15 protein-coding genes are annotated in these 17,328 nt (G+C 69.0%); 2 read left to right on the top strand and 13 right to left on the bottom strand.

Annotation, left to right across the window (positions count from 1 at the left end):
• Window positions 1–4 precede the first annotated feature (4 nt).
• Window positions 5–100, top strand: coding sequence for a hypothetical protein (locus A3IC_RS73370; RefSeq protein WP_425387307.1), 96 nt, complete (start codon window positions 5–7; stop codon window positions 98–100).
• 258 nt (window positions 101–358) lie between these two features.
• Here the strand turns inward: A3IC_RS73370 and A3IC_RS0105575 are convergent, their stop codons facing one another.
• The 10 genes from A3IC_RS0105575 to A3IC_RS0105530 all read right to left on the bottom strand — a co-directional run bounded on the left by A3IC_RS0105575 (window position 359) and on the right by A3IC_RS0105530 (window position 13,478).
• Window positions 359–658 (bottom strand): hypothetical protein, encoded by a 300-nt coding sequence (locus A3IC_RS0105575; protein WP_020549079.1) that lies wholly within the window; start codon window positions 656–658, stop codon window positions 359–361.
• A gap of 461 nt (window positions 659–1,119) precedes the next feature.
• A complete protein-coding gene (locus A3IC_RS0105570) occupies window positions 1,120–2,268 on the bottom strand; it encodes a DUF475 domain-containing protein (protein ID WP_026217920.1) in 1,149 nt (382 codons plus the stop codon).
• A 714-nt stretch (window positions 2,269–2,982) separates the two neighbouring features.
• Entirely contained in the window at window positions 2,983–4,263 is a 1,281-nt protein-coding gene (locus A3IC_RS0105565; RefSeq protein ID WP_026217919.1) for an aminotransferase class V-fold PLP-dependent enzyme, read from the bottom strand.
• A gap of 606 nt (window positions 4,264–4,869) precedes the next feature.
• Complete coding sequence (locus tag A3IC_RS0105560) at window positions 4,870–6,090, bottom strand: FAD-dependent monooxygenase (RefSeq protein ID WP_020549076.1); 1,221 nt, start codon at window positions 6,088–6,090, stop codon at window positions 4,870–4,872.
• Complete coding sequence (locus A3IC_RS0105555; RefSeq protein ID WP_020549075.1) at window positions 6,077–7,489, bottom strand: MFS transporter; 1,413 nt, start codon at window positions 7,487–7,489, stop codon at window positions 6,077–6,079. Before A3IC_RS0105555 ends, A3IC_RS0105560 begins: the two co-directional genes overlap by 14 nt.
• Window positions 7,490–7,550: 61 nt before the next feature.
• Window positions 7,551–8,339 (bottom strand): YoaK family protein, encoded by a 789-nt coding sequence (locus tag A3IC_RS0105550; RefSeq protein WP_040876196.1) that lies wholly within the window; start codon window positions 8,337–8,339, stop codon window positions 7,551–7,553.
• Complete coding sequence (locus A3IC_RS0105545) at window positions 8,336–10,147, bottom strand: gamma-glutamyltransferase family protein (protein WP_026217918.1); 1,812 nt, start codon at window positions 10,145–10,147, stop codon at window positions 8,336–8,338. The genes A3IC_RS0105550 and A3IC_RS0105545 overlap by 4 nt, the downstream gene beginning before the upstream one ends.
• A gap of 18 nt (window positions 10,148–10,165) precedes the next feature.
• Entirely contained in the window at window positions 10,166–11,275 is a 1,110-nt protein-coding gene (locus A3IC_RS0105540) for a DUF3500 domain-containing protein (RefSeq protein WP_020549072.1), read from the bottom strand.
• A 141-nt stretch (window positions 11,276–11,416) separates the two neighbouring features.
• The gene (locus tag A3IC_RS0105535; protein ID WP_020549071.1) at window positions 11,417–12,235 is read right to left on the bottom strand and encodes an alpha/beta fold hydrolase; all 819 of its coding nucleotides are present in this window, start codon (window positions 12,233–12,235) and stop codon (window positions 11,417–11,419) included.
• Between the two features lie 625 nt (window positions 12,236–12,860).
• Window positions 12,861–13,478 carry a TetR/AcrR family transcriptional regulator gene (locus A3IC_RS0105530; RefSeq protein ID WP_020549070.1) on the bottom strand — a complete coding sequence of 206 codons (618 nt, stop codon included), beginning with the start codon at window positions 13,476–13,478 and terminating at the stop codon, window positions 12,861–12,863.
• A gap of 754 nt (window positions 13,479–14,232) precedes the next feature.
• Here A3IC_RS0105530 and A3IC_RS73365 point away from each other — a divergent pair.
• Entirely contained in the window at window positions 14,233–14,823 is a 591-nt protein-coding gene (locus A3IC_RS73365; RefSeq protein ID WP_158695817.1) for a hypothetical protein, read from the top strand.
• On the opposite strand, the gene A3IC_RS0105525 is transcribed toward A3IC_RS73365, so the two are convergent.
• From A3IC_RS0105525 to A3IC_RS52685, 3 genes are all read right to left on the bottom strand, one after another.
• On the bottom strand, window positions 14,774–15,454 hold the full coding sequence (locus A3IC_RS0105525) for a response regulator transcription factor (RefSeq protein WP_020549069.1): 681 nt from the start codon (window positions 15,452–15,454) through the stop codon (window positions 14,774–14,776). The two genes, A3IC_RS73365 and A3IC_RS0105525, sit on opposite strands and share 50 nt — an antisense overlap.
• Window positions 15,451–16,722, bottom strand: coding sequence for a sensor histidine kinase (locus A3IC_RS0105520; protein ID WP_026217917.1), 1,272 nt, complete (start codon window positions 16,720–16,722; stop codon window positions 15,451–15,453). The genes A3IC_RS0105525 and A3IC_RS0105520 overlap by 4 nt, the downstream gene beginning before the upstream one ends.
• Window positions 16,723–16,828: 106 nt before the next feature.
• Window positions 16,829–17,328, bottom strand: a 500-nt coding sequence (locus tag A3IC_RS52685) for an MMPL family transporter (protein ID WP_040876195.1), incomplete at its 5' end; no start/stop codon positions are given.

Below are 17,328 nucleotides of genomic sequence, written 5' to 3'. Positions count from 1 at the left end.
GGACGTGGTGTGCGGGGACGGCGAACTCGGCCACCGCGAACACGCCCCGTTCGAACGGGTGATCGCCACCGCGGCCGTGGGCCGCGTCCCGCACGCGTAGATCGAACAGAGCGCGCGGGAAGGCGTGATCGTCGCCCCCCGCATCGTCCCGTTCCACCAGGGCGGCCTGCTGCGACTGGTCGCCGCGGATGACGGGACCGCGTCGGGGTCCTACGACGGCGGGGTGATGTTCATGCCCACCCGCGGCCGACGCCACCCCCGCTTCGACCCCGCGACGATGGCGTCCGGGGCCGCCATCGCCGTTCCTCGTCTCTTCCCGCAGTGCTGGCGTCGCCTCCTCGAAGGCGGCTCGATGTCCTCAAGCGGGCCCGGTGTCGAAACGCAGACGCCTGATCGGGTCCAGGGTCAGAAACCGAATCTCCGACCAGCCCGTGTCGATCGGGGCGTCGTCGCGTTGCTCGATCTCCGAGCACCGCATCGCTTGACCCAGTGCGTATCGCAGGGCGCCGGATCGGTCCTGCCGCGCGTCCACCACGTAGTAGTGGAGGACGAACCCTCCGTTGGCGCCGCGAAATCGCAGCCCGATCATCCAGCGGGACCGGGTACCAGTCGTGATGCCGCGCCGTTCGGGAGTACTCGTGGACACGGTCGGGGTCATCGCCACTCACCTCGTCTTAACGGGATCGTTCCGAACGTTCGGCCTCCTTCTTGCCGACGCGATGCGCTCAAGTAACCCTGCCGACGGGTGACACCCGACCGCGCCCATCATTCCGATGGGTGGCACACCAGACTGCTACGAGCCGCCACCTACCTATTCGCCAACAGCGTCCGTCCCGGCCGGGCCCGTGCCTGAAAGCGCCGGTGGACGACGGTCTGCCAAGGCCCGTGCTCTCGGGCACGTCCCGCCACGGACCGGCGGTCCGAAAACGCCACATCACCCCGTCGAGACAGTTCCGCAACCGCACCGGATACGGGCCGGTACTCCCCGATCGGAGGAGCGGATCGATCAACTCCCGCTCGCCATCGGCCAGATCACCACGCGTCATCGACCTTCTACCGAGCCCCGGCTCCTCGCGCAGCCGGACCCCGCATCCCAATGACTGGAACTCAAAGCAGGTTTCAGGCGTCGGCCGCCGCTTGGCCGTTCTGCCCCGGCACGTGGCCGATCCGCTTGTTGCGCATGATCGAGGAGATCAACGCGACGCCGATGAAGCCGACCCCGATCACACCGGTGATCACCTCGTGGATCTCCCACTTGATGGACAGGAGCAGGATGCTCGCCAGGGCGCCGATCGCGTACATCGCGCCGTGCTCCAGGTAGACGTAGTCGTCCAGCGTGCCCTGCCGCACCAGGTAGACCGTGAGCGACCGGATGTACATCGCGCCGATGCCCAGACCCAGCGTGATCATCAGCAGGTCCTGGGTGATCGCGAACGCACCGACCACACCGTCGAAGGAGAACGACGCGTCCAGCACCTCGAGGTAGAGGAACATGAAGAACGCGGCCTTGCCGGCGGCGAGCTGCACGGGCTTGGGCCCGCCGCGTCCCTCGGCCTTGGCCGGCTCCGCGGCCGCCGCGGCCTCGGCTTCTTCCTCTTCCTCGTTCATGTGCGCCAGCGTGCCGTGCGTCTCGAAGTAGTCCGAGAGCCCGCCGACGCCCAAGTAGGCGATCAGGCCGAGCACGCCGGCCACCATCACCGTGCCCTCCTTGTGCGCGGGCGAGAGCGTCTGGGCCACGACCACGAGGGTGATCAGCGCGATCAGCGTGGAGAGCACATCGAAGTTGCCGAGCTTGCCGGTGAACCGCTCCAGCGGGCCGATCCAGCGGTGCTCGCGCTCGTCGTCGAACATGAAGTCGAGGAAGATCATCAACAGGAACATGCCACCGAAGGCGGCGATCGCCGGATGCGCCTCGTCCAGGTGCTGCGCGTAGGTAATCCAGTCGATCATCTTGTCGTCGTGGAACGCGAGGTCGACCACGTCCACCGGACCGATTCCGGCGGTCAGGCTGACGATGAGCAGCGGGAAGACGAGCCGCATACCGAAGACGGCGATCAAAATGCCGACCGTCAAGAACATCTTCTGCCAGAAGGCATTCATCTTCTTGAGGACGGTGGCATTTACTACAGCGTTGTCGAAAGATAGCGAGATCTCGAGGATCGACAGGATCAGCACGATGCCGAATCCGGTCGCCCCCCAGAAATAGGCGGCGACGGCGAGACCGGCCACCGTCACGCCGAACGACCAGCCGAACGTACGGATTACCACGGATGAGGTCCTTATCTACCTGGGGATTGCATCTCCGGGTGGGTCATCAGGAAGACCGACCCTCACTCCCCCACCCGAGAAACCTCGGGAATGGCGTCAGGGCCGGCCCCACCGGGTGACCGACCCTGACACACACCGTCAGCACGTACTCATTGCACGCTGACGCCGGAATCGAGTGCGATCCCCCGCAGGCCCGGGGCTGATTGTCCGCCGATGGTGGGATCGAATGTTCCGTCGGTGGGGGAAGGCATCGCGTTGCGGTCGCGAACGCGGCGCGCAGGTTCGTCTCATGTCGCCTCGACTTGTCCGTGCTGCCCCACTCGGACGAGTAATGTCAGACCACAACTACCGTATACACCCGCGGAGTTACGACATGCCCACCGGAGTGCAAAGCCCATCCGAGTGATCTGTCCGACGTCCGCGGGCCACCGGTGAGCCGGGTCCGGCCGCATGGCGGGCCGAACGGCAGAAAACCTCGCCGGCCCCAGGGCGGCAGGGTTCCCGACCCACCGGAGGTAGCGACGACGAGGGTTCACGAACTCGCGGAAGCAGTCGTGCACACTTGTCCGGTGATGATTCGCCTCACCACCGAGTTCGCCGAGGTGGGACAGCGTGGACGAACGCCCAGACCCGTCGCCGGAACATCGGGTTCCCGCGCTCGGCCGCGGACGCGAGGACAGGCGGGCATGAAGTGTCTTCAGGGCGTCGGCGAAGCTACTTCGCGATCTGTTCGGTGACGTGAAGGAAGTGCTCAGCCTCCTGCAGGGTGTGGCAGTGCAGAGGAGAGACCCGCACCACTCCTTCGAGGCCGAGCGAGCGGAGGATACGGGCAGAGTAGTGGTTGTTTGCGACGCGCTCGTAGACGATTACCCCGTTGTCCTCGTAGGCGCGGACGGCGTTGGCACAAGAGAGCGCGTCGAAGGTCAAGGGCACAATGAGATCCCGCGGATGGTCGGATGACGCATCGGCGAAGTGCACTTGGACGCCTGCCATGTCGCGCAGGCCGGTCTGTCCCTCCGTGCCGTCAAGCAAGGTGCGCAGGATCGCCTGCTCGTGTCGTTGCACGGCGCGGATCCCGGCGACGATGGACTGACGGCGCTCGGTCCCGGGTGCCGTTCCGCCAACAGCGGCAAGGTAGTCCATGATCGCGGTGAACCCAGCGAAGGCCGCCGGCGCGGAGCTGCCCAGGCTCCAGCTGTCCGGGTTCGCACCGGTGAGCTTGTCGTGGGTGAGTTCCGCGAGTCGGGGTGAGAGATAGGTGAATGCGTTGCCTCGGTCGCCGAACATCTTGTATGGCGCGATGTTGACGCCATCGATCTCCCAGGCTTGGGCGTCGATGATGCCGTGCGGTGCGTATTGCACCGCGTCCACGACGATGTAGACGTCGGGGTTCTTCGCCCGAACCGCCTCGACCACGGCGGGGACGTCGATGACGGCGCCGGTGATGTTCGACGTGGCGATGACCGAGACCAGGGAGGTGCCGGTGTCGACGAGTTCGGCTATCGCCGAGGCGTCGACCCCGCCGGTCGTGCGATTGGGCTGGGCGACTCGGAGTTGCTCTTCGGTCCGTCGCGCGTACTGCTCGCAGGCGTCATAGGACGACGGGTGCTCGATCGCGGTGGTCACGATGTTGGTGCCGGGAACGTTTTCGGCGACCGTCCGGATGAGGTCGAACATCGCCCGCGACGCGGTCGCCGTCGGCAGGATGGCGCCGGACGCGCCGGCTCCGAAGAAGGCCAGGAGATCGGCCTGGCCCTGCTTCTCGACCTGGTCGAGCGCTTGGGCGACTTTGCTGGGTCGTGAGGGGGCTTCCGGATAGAGGGAGACCTCCATGGAGCGCTTGGCGACCTGTCGCAGCCGCAGCGAGCCGCCGGAGTTTTCGAAGAAGAGCCGGCGTGCGCCGTGCGCGTCTTGTTCGAGGTGGGCGAACTGCTGCCGCACGTACTGCATCGTCTCCGGGCCGAAGGGCTCGGAGTCTTGGGGGGTGAGAGTCACGTTCTTCTCCAGGGCGAAGGGAAGCGCGGCCGGCGACGCGGTTGTTCGCTGCCGACTCCCAGGTCAGGGCCTGGGGCCGGCCATGAGGAGCGCGGCGCGGTGTGGGCTTGGGCGAGAGATAATGACATTGAATGATACGACTATATCAGTTTAGGGGATGTCAATGCGGCCCTTGCATCGAAAGCCGGGAGGGTGCATTGGTCGGACACCCGGTCGGGTTCGACCCAAAACCCTCCGTATTATGGGCCTTTCCATCCAGGGCCCACCACCTCATGGCCTGCGATGCAGGACCAGCGGCACGAGCAAGAAATGAGACTTCTTCCCTAAATAAGAAGCTCTACTCGATTCGCAGGTATAGCTCGGCTCGGTCCCCTCGATCCGTCGAGGTCGGCCGTGTCCACCGCCACATCCGCCGGCGACTGCGCGGCGTTTACCGACCTGGGTGCTTCGATGCCGAGGCCGGGGTCGGATGGGTGCCGCCCCTAGAACGTGACGGTGGGGTTCCCGGCCACCCTTGTGACGTGACCGGGAACCCCCACCGTCGCCGGCGCCGGGTCCCGGACCACCGGCCGCTGGTGGCGCCCTTCATCGGCACGCGTAACCGGCTCACGTCATCGGCACGAATTCGGGCAGGGTGAGGGCCGAGTGGGCCGGTCGTCCCTCCGCGGAGGGTATGGCGCTGAGTTTGCGCAGCCTGTCGTTGCGCTCTTCCAGGGCCTCGGTGGTGGTCGGGAAGAGGGTGGCACCGCCCTTGCCGACCAGATTCTGATTCACGGTCACGAACTCACGGGTGTTGTGTTCGTAGGCGCCGAAGCCCGCGGCGTGGTGCCGGTCGGCCACGGAACCGGCGAGCATGTACGCGCCGACGAGCGCGAGGCTGGAGCCCTGTCCGGTAAGGAACGAAGGCGCCCACGCGGCGTCGCCCACCAGCGCGACCCTGCCGTCGGACCAGCGAGGCATCCGGATCTGGCTGACCGCGTCGAAGAACAGGTCGTCCGACTTGCGCATGGCGGCCACCATGCCCGGGACCTCCCACCCGACGTCGGCGAAGACCTTGGCGACCAGGTCCCGTTGGGCATCCGGGTTCGGGAACGCGTCGAACGGCGGTTCCGGGTGGGTGAAGTTCAGGAAGGCGTGCACTTCGTCTTCGTCCCCCACGGCGTAGAGTGCCGCGGCCTTGCCCGGGGCGTTCCACATCACGGTCTCGTGGGAGAGCCCGAAGGTGTTGGGCATGGTGAAAACGGCGAAACAATAGCCGAGGAAGTGGTGGAACTGCCCTTCGGGGCCGAACAGCAACTCGCGGGTGTGCGAGTGCAGACCGTCCGCACCGAACACCATGTCGAATGTACGCGTGCCGCCCCCGCGGAAGGTGACGTCGACCCCGTGGCGGGACTGATCGAGGGTCTCGATGGAGTCGTCGAACAAGAACTCCACGTCGTCACGGACCGCCGCGTAGAGAGCGTCGGACAGATCCCCGCGCCGTACCTCCAGGTCCCGTCCCTCGACACCGCCGGTGACGCTGTGCGGGTGGACCGAGACCACCTCGCTGCCGTTCCCGTCGAGGAAGGTCAGCCGGCGCAGGTCGATGTGCGCCTCCCGCAACCGCGGCATGATCCCCATCCGCCGGACCACCTCGAGTGCGGTGCCGCGCACGTCGATGGGATAACCACCGCCACGAAGTGTGCTCGCCTTCTCGACCACCGTGACCGCGAATCCGTGGCGGTTCAGCCAGAACGCCAGGGCGGGCCCCGCGATACTGGCGCCGGAAATCAGAACCTTGCGCTTCGGCGTGGTACGGATGTCCGTCGACTGGTCAGTGCGGGTCATTTTCTTTGGCTCCTTTACCCAGGGTACGAACGAAAAGCAGGGCCAGCGCCGTGACGGCGGCGGCGATGAGGAAGCCGGTGACGAAGGCCGATTCGGCCGGCACGTCCGACCCGGAAGGGGTCCCGGCGGTGAGGTAGGCGCCGCTGACCTGCACACCCACGGCGAAGCCGATCACGCGAGTCACCAGAAGCAGGCTGGTGGCGGTGCCGGTGGTGTCACGATCGACAGAGGTGGCGGTCGTGACGACCATCGCCGTGACACAGGCACCACTGCCCAGGGCGATCAGCGCCTTGGCGACGATGAGGTGCCAGATCTCGCTGTGTACGACCGCCAAGGCGACAAACGTGGTCGTCATGACACCGATTCCGGTGGCGACCGCGACACTCGCGCCGAAACGCCGCGCCGCGATCCCGCCGAGCGGCCCGCTGAGCCCCGCCGTGAGGGCGCCGGGCAGCAGGTACCACCCGATGTCGGTGGCGCTGGCGCCGAACCCGTATCCGTCGCCGGAGAGCGCGAAGAGTTGCGGAACGAGATACAGCGATGCCGAGGTGCCCAGACAGACGGCGAAGGTGATCACATAGGAACTCCAGATCGCAGGCTGCACGAGCATGCGCAGATCGACCATCGGCGAGGTCACCCGGCGCTCGACGGCTATCCATCCGATCACGCAGGCGGCCATGAGCACGGCCATGGCGCTGGGCAGGAGTGGCCGCGAGTCGAAGTCGGGCGACCATCTGAGCAGGAGCATGAGCGTGACCAGCATCCCGCTCAAGAGAACCAGGCCGGGCCAGTCGAGCCCGATGTCGTTCGACTCGCCCGGCAGATCGTCCGGCATCAGCATGCCCAACGCGATCGTGGACACGATGACCACGATCGTCGGCAGCGCGAACATCCAGTGCCGGGACAGCTTTTCCGCCACGGGCCCGGCCGCCAGAATCCCGACCATCCCGCCCCCGACGAACAAGCCGCTGACCACCCCGATGGCCACCTTGGACTCTTCCGCCGGAAGGTGTTTTCGTACCAGGATGAACGCCAGGGGCAACGCGCCCACCATCGCTCCCTGCAGGAGCTGGCCCAGCAGCAACACCGGCACGTTCGGCGCCAGGGAGGACACCAGGCCGCCGATACAGACCATCGACATCAGCCGGATCATGATCCGTTTCCCGCCGTAGCGGTCACCGAGGTTGCCCGCGATGGGCGCGACTATGGCACCGGTGAGAAGCAATGTGATGCTGAGTAGTGCCCCTTCGGAAGGGGTCATCGACAATTCGCGTTGCAGGAGCGGGAGCGTCGGCGTCACCACCGACTCCAGGGCACCGGTAGCGAGTGCCAGGATGCCGAGGGCCCAGATGCCGGCCTTCCCGATGCGGACCGGGGGAGCCAGACTTGCGGTGGTCATGGACGTCCTTTCCGTCATTGCCGGCGAGTAAGGGGTCGGACACACGCGTAGCGCTGCCGCCTTACCCGGAAATACGCACGCTGCCGCCCGTCGAAGGCACGGTCGCGGAACTGCTCGTGGGGGACGTGGTCGATCCGGTCGTGGCTGTCGCCGCGTGGTCGGCGATGCGCGCGGACGCGTGGCCGAGGCCGGCCACGGCGAGCACGACGAACGCTGCCGCCGCCACCGCGAGACCTTCGTGTACTTGGCACAGCGCCGCGCCGGCGACCGCTCCGAGGGTGATCAGCGCCACGGCCGCGACTCGACGCAGGGCCCCTTGGCCGCGGTTCGCTCCCAGCCGGGAGTCCGCCGCGAGGCCGGTCAGGGTGGAGGTGACGACCACGGTGGTGACGTCCTTCACCCCCAGGTGGCGGGCCGTCGCCGCCTGCACCCCCATGGCCAGGGCAAGTGACGACGCCATCGACGCGCGGCCGGCGTGGGTGCCCACCCCGGCTACGGCCATGCCGAGCGCAGTGGCGGCCAGGACCAGTCCGACACCGCCCAGCAAACCCGTGCACCGGCGGCACCAGCCCGGGGCGGCGGTGCGCAGCACCCGCCCGGCCGCCGCCGCGCCGACGAGAAAGCACGCCAGCGCCAGGAGCGGACCGAGGACGGGCAGCCCCGTCCCGCCTGTGGCCGCCATGCCGAGGATGACGACGTTGCCCGTCATGTTGCCCGCGAACACCTGGTCCAGGCGCAGGTATCCGACAGCGTCGACGACGCCCGTCGCGAAGGTGAGGGCGAGCATCAGACCCAGCGGCGTGACCCGCCGCTGCACAAGCCGGCGAGTGCCGGACGCAAAGCCGCTCATCGCCCCGCCGCATACCCCTGGGCACCGCGCGGGTTCGCCGCCGCCCGGAGGACACCGTTGTCCGGATCACGCGTGACCACCGACAGCCGGCCCTGACTCCATGGCCCGGAGACGGTCACGTCGTGGCCACGTTCGCGCAGCTCGTCGACGACTGCCCCGCCCGCTCGTTCCTCGATCACCAATCCCCCCGGCGTCCAGGTCCGGGGCCAGAACGAGCTCGGCACCGCGGTGGTGTGGAACGCGGGCGCGTCGATCGCCTCTTGCGGATCCAGCCCGAAAGCGAGCGTGCGGATCAGGTAGATCAGTTGCCACTGGTCCTGCTGGTCACCCCCCGGTGTGCCCAGCGCGGCCACCGGGCTGCCGTCGCGCAGCAGGAGGGTGGGAGTCAGGGTCGTACGGGGTCGCCGCCCCGGCGCCAGACGCGATGGGGCAGCCGGGTCCAGCCAGGTCATCTGGAGCCGGGTGCCCAGCGCGAAACCGAGATCCGGCACGGCGGGAGAGGACTGGAGCCACCCTCCCGACGGTGTGGCCGAGATGATGTTTCCCCAGCGGTCGACGACGTCGATGTGGCAGGTGTCGCCGCGGGTCTCCCCGGTCTGCTGCACGGTGGGTTCGCCCACGCCGTCGACCCGAGCGGGGTGCCGATCGGTGACGAGCGGTGGTGTGTACGGGGTGACGCCGATGTCACCGGGCCTGAATTCGGTGGACGCGACCGGGCCGATCAGGCCGGCTCGCTCCCTGCTGTACCGAGGGGACAACAGCCGGCGCACCACGGCCTCCGCGTCCGCCGGATCCAGATGCCCGTAGAACGCCTCCCGGTCGGCCATGGCCAGCTTCAGTGCCTCGGTGATGGTGTGGATTCCCCCGGCGGTCGAGGGATCGATCCGTTCGTCGTCGAAGTGGTCGAGCATGGTGAGGGCCTGGAGCAGCACGGGACCCTGGGACCACAAGCCCGCCTTCGCCACCGTGGTCCCCCGGAACTCCGCGGTGACCGCGGGTTCGAGGGAGGGAACGAAGTCGGTGAAGTCGGCGGCGGTGATCACTCCGGCGTGGTCCGTGCCCGAGGAATGCCGGTGCGGCGTGGCCGCGAACTCCGCCACGGCGGTTGCCACGAACCCGGTTCGCCAGGCGCGCCGTGCGGCGTCGATCCGTGCGGTTCTCGTCTCGCCGGCAGCCGCCTCACTCAGCCGGCGCAGAGTCCGGCCGTAGGCGGGGTTGACGAGAGTCTCATCCCGTTGCGGGACTCGTCCTCCGGGCATCCACAGCGCGTACGACGTCGGCCAGTGCGTGCGGAAGAGATCCTCGACCGTGGCCAGGACGCGCGCCAATTGGGGTACGACCGGAACTCCGTGCTCCGCGTAGTGGATTGCGTAGGCCAGGACGTCGACGAGTTCCCAGGTGCCCAACTCGGCGAGCAGCCAGAGCCAGGAGTCGACGGCGCCCGGGACGGCGGCGGCCAGGGCACCCGCACCCGGGACGTGGTCCAGCCCTTCGGCCCGGAAGTGCTCGATCGTGGCTCCCCGCGGAGCGTGGCCCTGTCCCGCCAGCACGAGCGGAGACGGGCTTTCCGCGATTGCGAGCACGGCGACGAGATCACCGCCCGGCCCGTTGAGATGGGGTTCGGCGACGTGCAGCACGAAGGCGCCGGCCGTCGCCGCGTCGAACGCGTTGCCGCCCTGCTCCAGTACGGACTGGGCGGTTGCGGAAGCCAGCCAGTGCGTGGAAGCGCACATGCCGAAGGATCCGCGCAGCGTGGGGCGCGTCGGTTGGGGAGGAGCGTCGCTCGGTGACGGCTGTCGACCGGCCATGTCTGTCACATCCCGTCGTTATGGCACGTGGTGGGCGGCGTGGTGGGCGGCGAGGACGTCGCCGCCGAAGTCGGTCTCGGGGTCCCGCCACACGGCGTGGGCGTGGTTGACGCCGCGGTGGATGTTGGTCCACTCGACGAGCAGCCGCGGGCCCTGCAGGCGGTAGTAGTGCGGCTCGCCCGCCGTGGTGGAGCCGGCCCAGGCGAGGTGCACGGCATCGAGCGCCGTCGGGTCGTCGTAGCGGGGCAGCGGGGACACCCCGTTCGGGACGCGGTCGAGGTAGGTGCCGAGCAGGGCCCGCAGCAGCTCTCGCTGCGCGGCGTCGAGTTCGGCGCCCGGGACGCCCCTGGGTGTCGGGGTGAGGGCCAGCGCCTGCCGGTTCGCGCCGTCGAGGCCGGTGACCGGGTGCTCGGCCCGGTCCGGGGTGTGTCGGCCGGGGCGCCAGAGGTCGCTGCGCTTGACCACGCGGTCGTCGATCCGATTGCTGTTGCCCGCCACGATGTCGTTCGGGGCGCGCCCGAGCAGCACCGCGCGGGCGGCGGATTCGGGGCGCAGCGAGCGGACCAGCTCGCGGGCCAGGTCCTCGGCCGTCCCCAGCGGGCGCAGCTTCTCGCGGCCCAGCAGCGGCGACACGGCCGGGTCGGCGCCCAGGAAGCAGGGGGTGGTGGCGACGACGCGTCCGTCCACCACGAGGTTGTTGAGGGAGACGTGGTGGCCGCCGAACCGCCATCCCCACGGCTGCGGCCCGCCGGGCTCGCCGAAGACCCGCAGGTAGTACATGGCCGGGTCGCGGGTGCGTTCGCGCCCCCAGTTCACCGAGAAGCCTTCGACGTGGTCGAGCACGTTCTCCAGGCCGAGCACGGTGGCGACGGTGTTGTACCCGGCTTCGGACAGTCCGCTCGCGACCAGTTGCATCACCAGTCGGTGCTGGGCGGGGCGCTGCTGGTGGAAGGTAAGGCCGCCGTGATCGGTGGGCGTGTAGTACCAGCGGGTGCGTTCGGCCTCGCCGTCGGCGCCCGGCTGGGGTCCGATCGCCGTCCGGCGCTGGTCGGCGTCCAGGGAGTTCAGCCACGCCTGGGCTGCTTCGGCCATCCGGGTCGCGACCTCGCGGGCGCCGGTGTCAATCATTGCCGTACCGGACGTCGTGCCGGGTCGGTCCGGCAGGATGCGGATGGGGTCGCCGCGAGCCGGCCGTGACGTCCCGAGCCGGGCGGACGATGCTCGCGCCCGAGCCCGGGGCCGACCGGATGCGGGCCTGCGTCGCGCCGCTCACGCTGTGGTCACTCCAAGGAACTCGCGTACCCAGGGGGCGATCGTGTCCGCGAACTCCATCGCGATCGCGTGTCGCCCACCCTCGATCGAACGCAGTTCGGCGTTCGGAATTAGCTGTCCCATCAGGACGGCGCCGTCCCAGGGCGCCAGCCGGTCCTCCGTACCGTGCACGATCAGCGTGGGTGCGGATATCTCCCCCAGCCGGTCCCGGACCTCGTGCTGTCGGGCGACATCGTGGCGGCGGGCGCTCTGCTCGGGATCGCGGACGGTGAGTGTCCGGGCGGCCCGGTTCTGTAGCTTGGGCCGGCCTTCGGGGGTGACGAAGTAGTCCGCGACCGCGTTCTGCCGATCCTCGTGGGACATGTTCAGCAGCCTGTCGATTGACTTGCCACCCATCGCGAAGCTCGGCGTGGTGGCAACCAGGATCAGGGACGCGACCCGCTCGGGATGCCGGAGCGAGACGTGCTGGGCGACGGCGCCGCCGAAGGAGGTGCCCAACAGGTGCGCACTCTGCAGCCCCAGGGCATCCAGCAGATCGACGAGGTCATCGGCGAGGTCGGCCAGCGTGAACGGAACGGGTGGGTTTACGGTGATCCCCGAATCGCGTTGATCATAGGAGATCGCCCGGATTCCTCCGCCGAGGTGCGCGCGGAGGGTTGCGAACTGGGTGCGGTCGCTCTCGCCGCCATGAACGAGCACGAGCGGCACACCGCTACCACCGTCGATGTACCCGACTTCGAGCTCACCGGCCCGAATGGTGGAACCGGCCGAATCGGCGGGCTCGGCGGGCTCGCGCTCTGCCTGGTGCGTTGCCACTGTTGACCTCCTTGTTCGACAAGCGTTCTTAGATGCTTCTCCGATTTGAGATGACCGTATCAGATAATGCTGTGGTGGCTAGTGTCGTGGAGGGACGTATTCCCCGGTGCGGCGCCTTGGCGCGTTCTCGTACCGGAGTACTCGGACGTCTCGGCGGGGCGGCGAGGGGCGGGGCGTATGGTCCAGGCCACGGCACTGGTCGGGAGAGGTCTGCGTCCCGCGACCGGAGGTGCGAGGTGTGTGGCGATCCGCAGGGCCTCGCGGCCTTCGCGCGGGGAGGTACCGGGTCCGCCGCTCGGCCTCGAACCGCCCGAGCACGCCGGGTCGAACGCCGCAGCACGTGCAATCTCACCGAGCCGTGCGGTGATCAGCGGACCCTGGGCGATATATGACGCCGCAGCGTCGGCTCCCCGGGTGACCAGCCTGTCTGCGGGCGCGGGACTCGGCGTACCCGGTCCGGCGCCGTGAGCGGCGCCGGTGATCCGGTGGCGGACGCAAGCGAGGGAGCCATCGACGCCGAACCGGCGCCACGTCGGCGCCTTCGGTGGCGGCCAGGCGGTACCCGGCGATCCGGCCGCCGAATTCGTCGGATCCGGTCCGGCGACCCGTCGGCGCCCGGGGGCGATCAGCCCGCCCGCGCCCACCCACGCAACGCGCCGCCGTACGCCTCGGTGAGCCGGGTGGTGACCTCCCGGCGGGAGAGGTCCGTCTCCTGCAACAGGTCCTGGATCTCGCGCGGATCGAACATCATGTTGCTGAGGAACAAGGCGTACTTGATCATCTCGTCCGGGAGACCGATGTCGTCGAGCAGCCCGCGCACCGGCTCAGTCCAGGCATCTCGCACGGTGGCTATGATCTCGTTTTCGGCGTGCAGCCGCTCCAGGTAACCCCGTCGGGATCGGAGTTGCACCAACACCGGGCCGTGCTCGGCGAGCAGGTCCACCCATTTGTCCACGACGGAATCGAACAGCGGTCGCCCTGCCGCGGTCGACGTCTCGCTGAAATCGCGCAACTCCCCGACGACGCTGAGCACATAGGCCGCGAGCACGTCTTCGATCGAGGAGTAGTAGCGGTAGGCGGTGGCCGGGCCGATCTCCGCGCGGGACGCGACGGCCTGCATGGTGAGCTGGTCGGGCGTCTCCCGGGCAAGCTCGCCGACGGCCTTGAGAAGGCGCCGATGATTGCGGCGGGTGTCACTACGCAACTTGCGCCCCCCACGTGGGGCGACCTCCTGCTCGGTCACAGGTCTCCTCCACCCTCATCGATGCGCGGGCAAACAATACCCGCCCCCGAGTGACTCGCGTCCGACCGCTCCGACATGGTCGATACGAAGTGCGCTCGCCCGACCACGTCAGGGCCTCGCATGCCTGGATGATGGACGACGCGGACGGGACCGATCCGCAGGTCGTCCTGCGTCGCCCACGAGCACGCCACCCACCGCCCCCACGTCGCCGACTGCCACAGGGCACCCGCGCCGGCCCGTATTCGGCGCGTCCGGCGGGAGTGCCCACCCACGCGCAGAGGGCCGTGGCGGTCTCGGACAACTCCTGGACGTCCCGGACAGCACGGTCGACTTCGGCATACGCGATCCCAACTCGGAGCGAACGTTGTTTGTCATTTACACCAATGACGGTGGAGTTCACTTCTTAAATAAGATTCATCTCCCAGATAAGGGGAGTATACCCTCAGGGCCTCTGGCTGACGACTCGGGCCGCCGGGATCGACACCAGGAGTGGGCAGGCGCAGAGCACGAGCAAGCTGCACGGCGGACCGTCAGAATCGGCGCAGCGCCCGCACTGCACGGCGCGATCACCACGCACCACTGGGTTCTGGACGAGTTCGACCCGCTGCATGGGGCCGCCCGCCTCGGAACCGTCGACGCGGCGAACCCCAGCAGCCCGGCGCGACCTTCGAGACCCGGTCCGCAGCGGCCCGCGCTGGCATCGAGCGTGCCATCGCCCACGCGCTCAAACGTGGTGGAGGCTCGGCGCGAGAGCATGTCCGATGCCCAGCGCCGGACGCCGGCCGCCGCCCAGATCTTCGCGAACTCTCCAGGGATTCCGACGGCACTGGACAGCACGGATCCGACCGCGGTCCTGCAGCCGCGCGTCGAGGTGGCGCGGACGGTCGCCAAGGTCGATGACCTCGTCGTGTACGGGCGGAACGGGATCGTTCTCGCCCACAGCGACCCGCGCCAGATCGGGAATCGTTTCATCGACACCTATCAGGAGGCGGTTGCTGGCAGGGCCTTCACGAGGACCTTCGAGGGACCCAGGGGGCCGTCCGTGGCCTCGGCCATCACCGTCAAAGACGCCGACGGCTCCGTGGTTGTTGTCGCCGCCGCCTCGGCTGCCCGGCGGTGTTCTGCCGCCGCATCGCCGCGCGACGAGGCGGCAGACGCGCGCCGGTCGCGGTCTGCACAAACTCACCATCGCCGTCCGGCACGTCCTGCACGACAAGGTCCCCTACCGCGACCTCGGCACCGACCACTACATGTTGACGCCTCCTTTGTTGGCGGGGGTGCTGCGCGGGTTGTTGTCAGCGGCTGGGGGGTTCGGGGTGTACCAGGCCGTTCTGGTAGGCGATGACGACGAGTTGGGCGCGGTCGCGGGCGCCGAGTTTGGTCATGGCGCGTTGGATGTGGGTGCGCACGGTCAGCACGCTGAGGACGAGTTTTTCCGCGATCCGGTCATTGGACTCGCCGTGGGCGGCCAGGATGGTGACCTGCTGTTCGCGGGGCGTAAGGTCGGCGAGGCGTTCGACGGGGGCCAGCGGCGGTCCGGAGGCCGGGGTGGTGAGGAAGCGGGTGATCAGGGCTTGGGTGGCTCCCGGCGACAGGAGGGCTTCGCCGGCGGCGACGGTGCGGATTCCCTCGAGCAGCGCGTTGGTGGTGACGTACTTGCCGAGGAAGCCGCTGGCACCCACACGCAGTGCCTGGGCGACGTACTCCTCGGTCTCGAACATGGTCAGGATGAGGACGCGGGTGCCGGCGAGGCCGGGGTCCGCGCAGATGGCGGCGGTGGCGGCAAGGCCGTCACCGTTGGGCATCCGGATGTCCATCAGGACGACGTCGGGCCTGTGGGCGCGGGCGAGGTCCACCGCTTCCCGACCGTCGGCGGCCTCGCCGACCACCGCCATGTCCTCGCAGGAGTCGATCAGGAGCCGGAAGGTGCCGCGCAGCAGGGCCTGGTCGTCGGCGAGCAGGACGCGGATGGTCAACGGGTTTCCTCGGGTCGTCGTCCGGTCGGGTCGTCCGCCGGGGTGCGGGGCTGGAATGGGAGTGTCGCGGCGACTTCGAAGCCGCCTTCGGGTCGGGGGCCGGCGCGCAGGTCGCCGCCGACGGATTGGGCGCGTTCGCGCATGCCCATTAGCCCGTAACCACCGCCAGGCATCGGCGGGGCGGCCCCGCCGTGCATTGTGCCGTCGTTGGTGACGGTGATGAGCAGCCGCGAGCCGTCGTAGCGGAGCCGGACTCGGGCCGCGTGGTCGGGCGCGTGCTTCGTGGCGTTGGTCAGGGCTTCCTGGATGATCCGATAGGCGGTCAGGTCCACCCCCGGGGACAGCGGCCGGGTCTCGCCCTCGGTGTCGACGGTGACGGTCAGGCCGGTCGATACGCACGCCGCGACCAGTTCGGGCAGACGGTCCAGGCCCGGGGTGGGTTCCAGCGGGGAGGCGTGAGGGTCGGCCGTCTGGCGCAATACGCCCACGGTGGCGCGTAGTTCCAGGAGCGCGGAGGTGGTGGTGCCGACCAGGTCGGCGAGGATCTTGCGGGTCTGTTCGGGGTGGGTGTCGGCGAGGTGGGCGGCGGTGCCGGCCTGGGCGTGGGCGACGGCCATGTGGTGGGCGACGGCGTCGTGGAGTTCGCGGGCGATGTGCATGCGTTCCTCGGCGACGCGGAGCCGGGCCTCCTCCTCGCGGGTGCGTTCGGCGTGCGCGGCGCGGGCCTTGACGGATTCGAGGTAGGCGCGCCGGAAGCGGCTCCTGCTGCCCAGGGACACCGGCAGCAGCAACCACAGGACGGTGCCTACGGTCCGCAGGATGAAGTCGTCGCCGAGCGGCGCGCCGGCCAGCGAGGTGGCCACCAGCACGGCCAGGGTCACCGAGCCGTAGACGCCGGTGGTCCGCGAGTCGGTGAGCGCGGCAAGCCAGTACAGGGCGGTCATGACCGGGGCCAGCAGCAGGGGACTGGGCAGGTAGCCGAGCGCGGTCAGCAGTGCGGCCGCGCCGGTGGTGACCGCGAGGGTGGCGCGCGGGTGGGTGCGGGCGGCGAGCACGGCTGCACCCGAGACGACGAGGATCCAGGCGGGCCACAGGGCGTGTGGCGGCGAGGAATCCGACGTGCTGATCTGCGCCCCGAAGAGCGTACAGACGCACAACGCCACCGCCGTCACCACATCCGCGGACCGGACACGGCCTTCCGCGGCCCGGGCATGGCGCCCCATGCTCCGGGCATGGCTTTCCGCGTACCGTTCAAAGCTACTGGACATTGTGCTCTCCGCAGGGGGCGTGCTGAGGCCATGGTCGCCGATTATGACGAGGATGGGTGCGCGGACCGCCCGAGAAGTGCTCGGGCGGTCCTGTGGGCGGAGCCGGTCACACGCGCGCCTCGACCGGCCCGTCCGGATCACGGCCCGGGCCCGCGGGCCGCGCGTGGTCGAGTGCCTGGCCTTCCACGTCGACCCGGGGCAGGATCCGGCCCAGCCAGGTCGGCAGCCACCAGGCCCGGTCGCCGAGCAGGGCCAGGACGGCGGGCACGATCGCCATCCGGACCACGAAGGCGTCGAAGAGCACCGCGGCGGCCAGGCCGAACCCGAGCATCTTGATCAGCCCACCCTGCTCCCCGATGAATCCGGAGAAGACCGCGATCATGATCAGCGCGGCGGCCGTCACCACCCGGGCGCTGTGCCGGAANCCGGACACGACCGCCTGATCGGCAGTCTCCCCGTGGGTGTACGCCTCCCGCATCCGGGAGACCAGGAAGACCTCGTAGTCCATGGCCAGCCCGAAGACGATGCCCATCATGAAGATCGGCATCAGGCTCATGATCGGCCCGGTCTGCTCCACCCCGAACAGGTCCGCGGCGTATCCCTCCT

It is taken from the genome of Embleya scabrispora DSM 41855 (assembly GCF_000372745.1).
Lineage (GTDB): Bacteria > Actinomycetota > Actinomycetes > Streptomycetales > Streptomycetaceae > Embleya > Embleya scabrispora.
This window is presented reverse-complemented; position numbering and strand designations above follow the sequence as displayed.

Excerpts from the sequence above, each read along its gene's own strand:
- A3IC_RS0105575 (WP_020549079.1), bottom strand. The coding sequence starts at position 658 with ATGACCCCGACCGTGTCCACGAGTACTCCCGAACGGCGCGGCATCACG.
- A3IC_RS0105560 (WP_020549076.1), bottom strand. The coding sequence starts at position 6,090 with ATGACCCGCACTGACCAGTCGACGGACATCCGTACCACGCCGAAGCGC.
- A3IC_RS0105555 (WP_020549075.1), bottom strand. The coding sequence starts at position 7,489 with ATGACCACCGCAAGTCTGGCTCCCCCGGTCCGCATCGGGAAGGCCGGC.
- A3IC_RS0105550 (WP_040876196.1), bottom strand. The coding sequence starts at position 8,339 with ATGAGCGGCTTTGCGTCCGGCACTCGCCGGCTTGTGCAGCGGCGGGTC.
- A3IC_RS0105545 (WP_026217918.1), bottom strand. The coding sequence starts at position 10,147 with ATGGCCGGTCGACAGCCGTCACCGAGCGACGCTCCTCCCCAACCGACG.
- A3IC_RS0105540 (WP_020549072.1), bottom strand. The coding sequence starts at position 11,275 with ATGATTGACACCGGCGCCCGCGAGGTCGCGACCCGGATGGCCGAAGCA.
- A3IC_RS73365 (WP_158695817.1), top strand. The coding sequence starts at position 14,233 with ATGTCCGATGCCCAGCGCCGGACGCCGGCCGCCGCCCAGATCTTCGCG.
- A3IC_RS0105520 (WP_026217917.1), bottom strand. The coding sequence starts at position 16,722 with ATGTCCAGTAGCTTTGAACGGTACGCGGAAAGCCATGCCCGGAGCATG.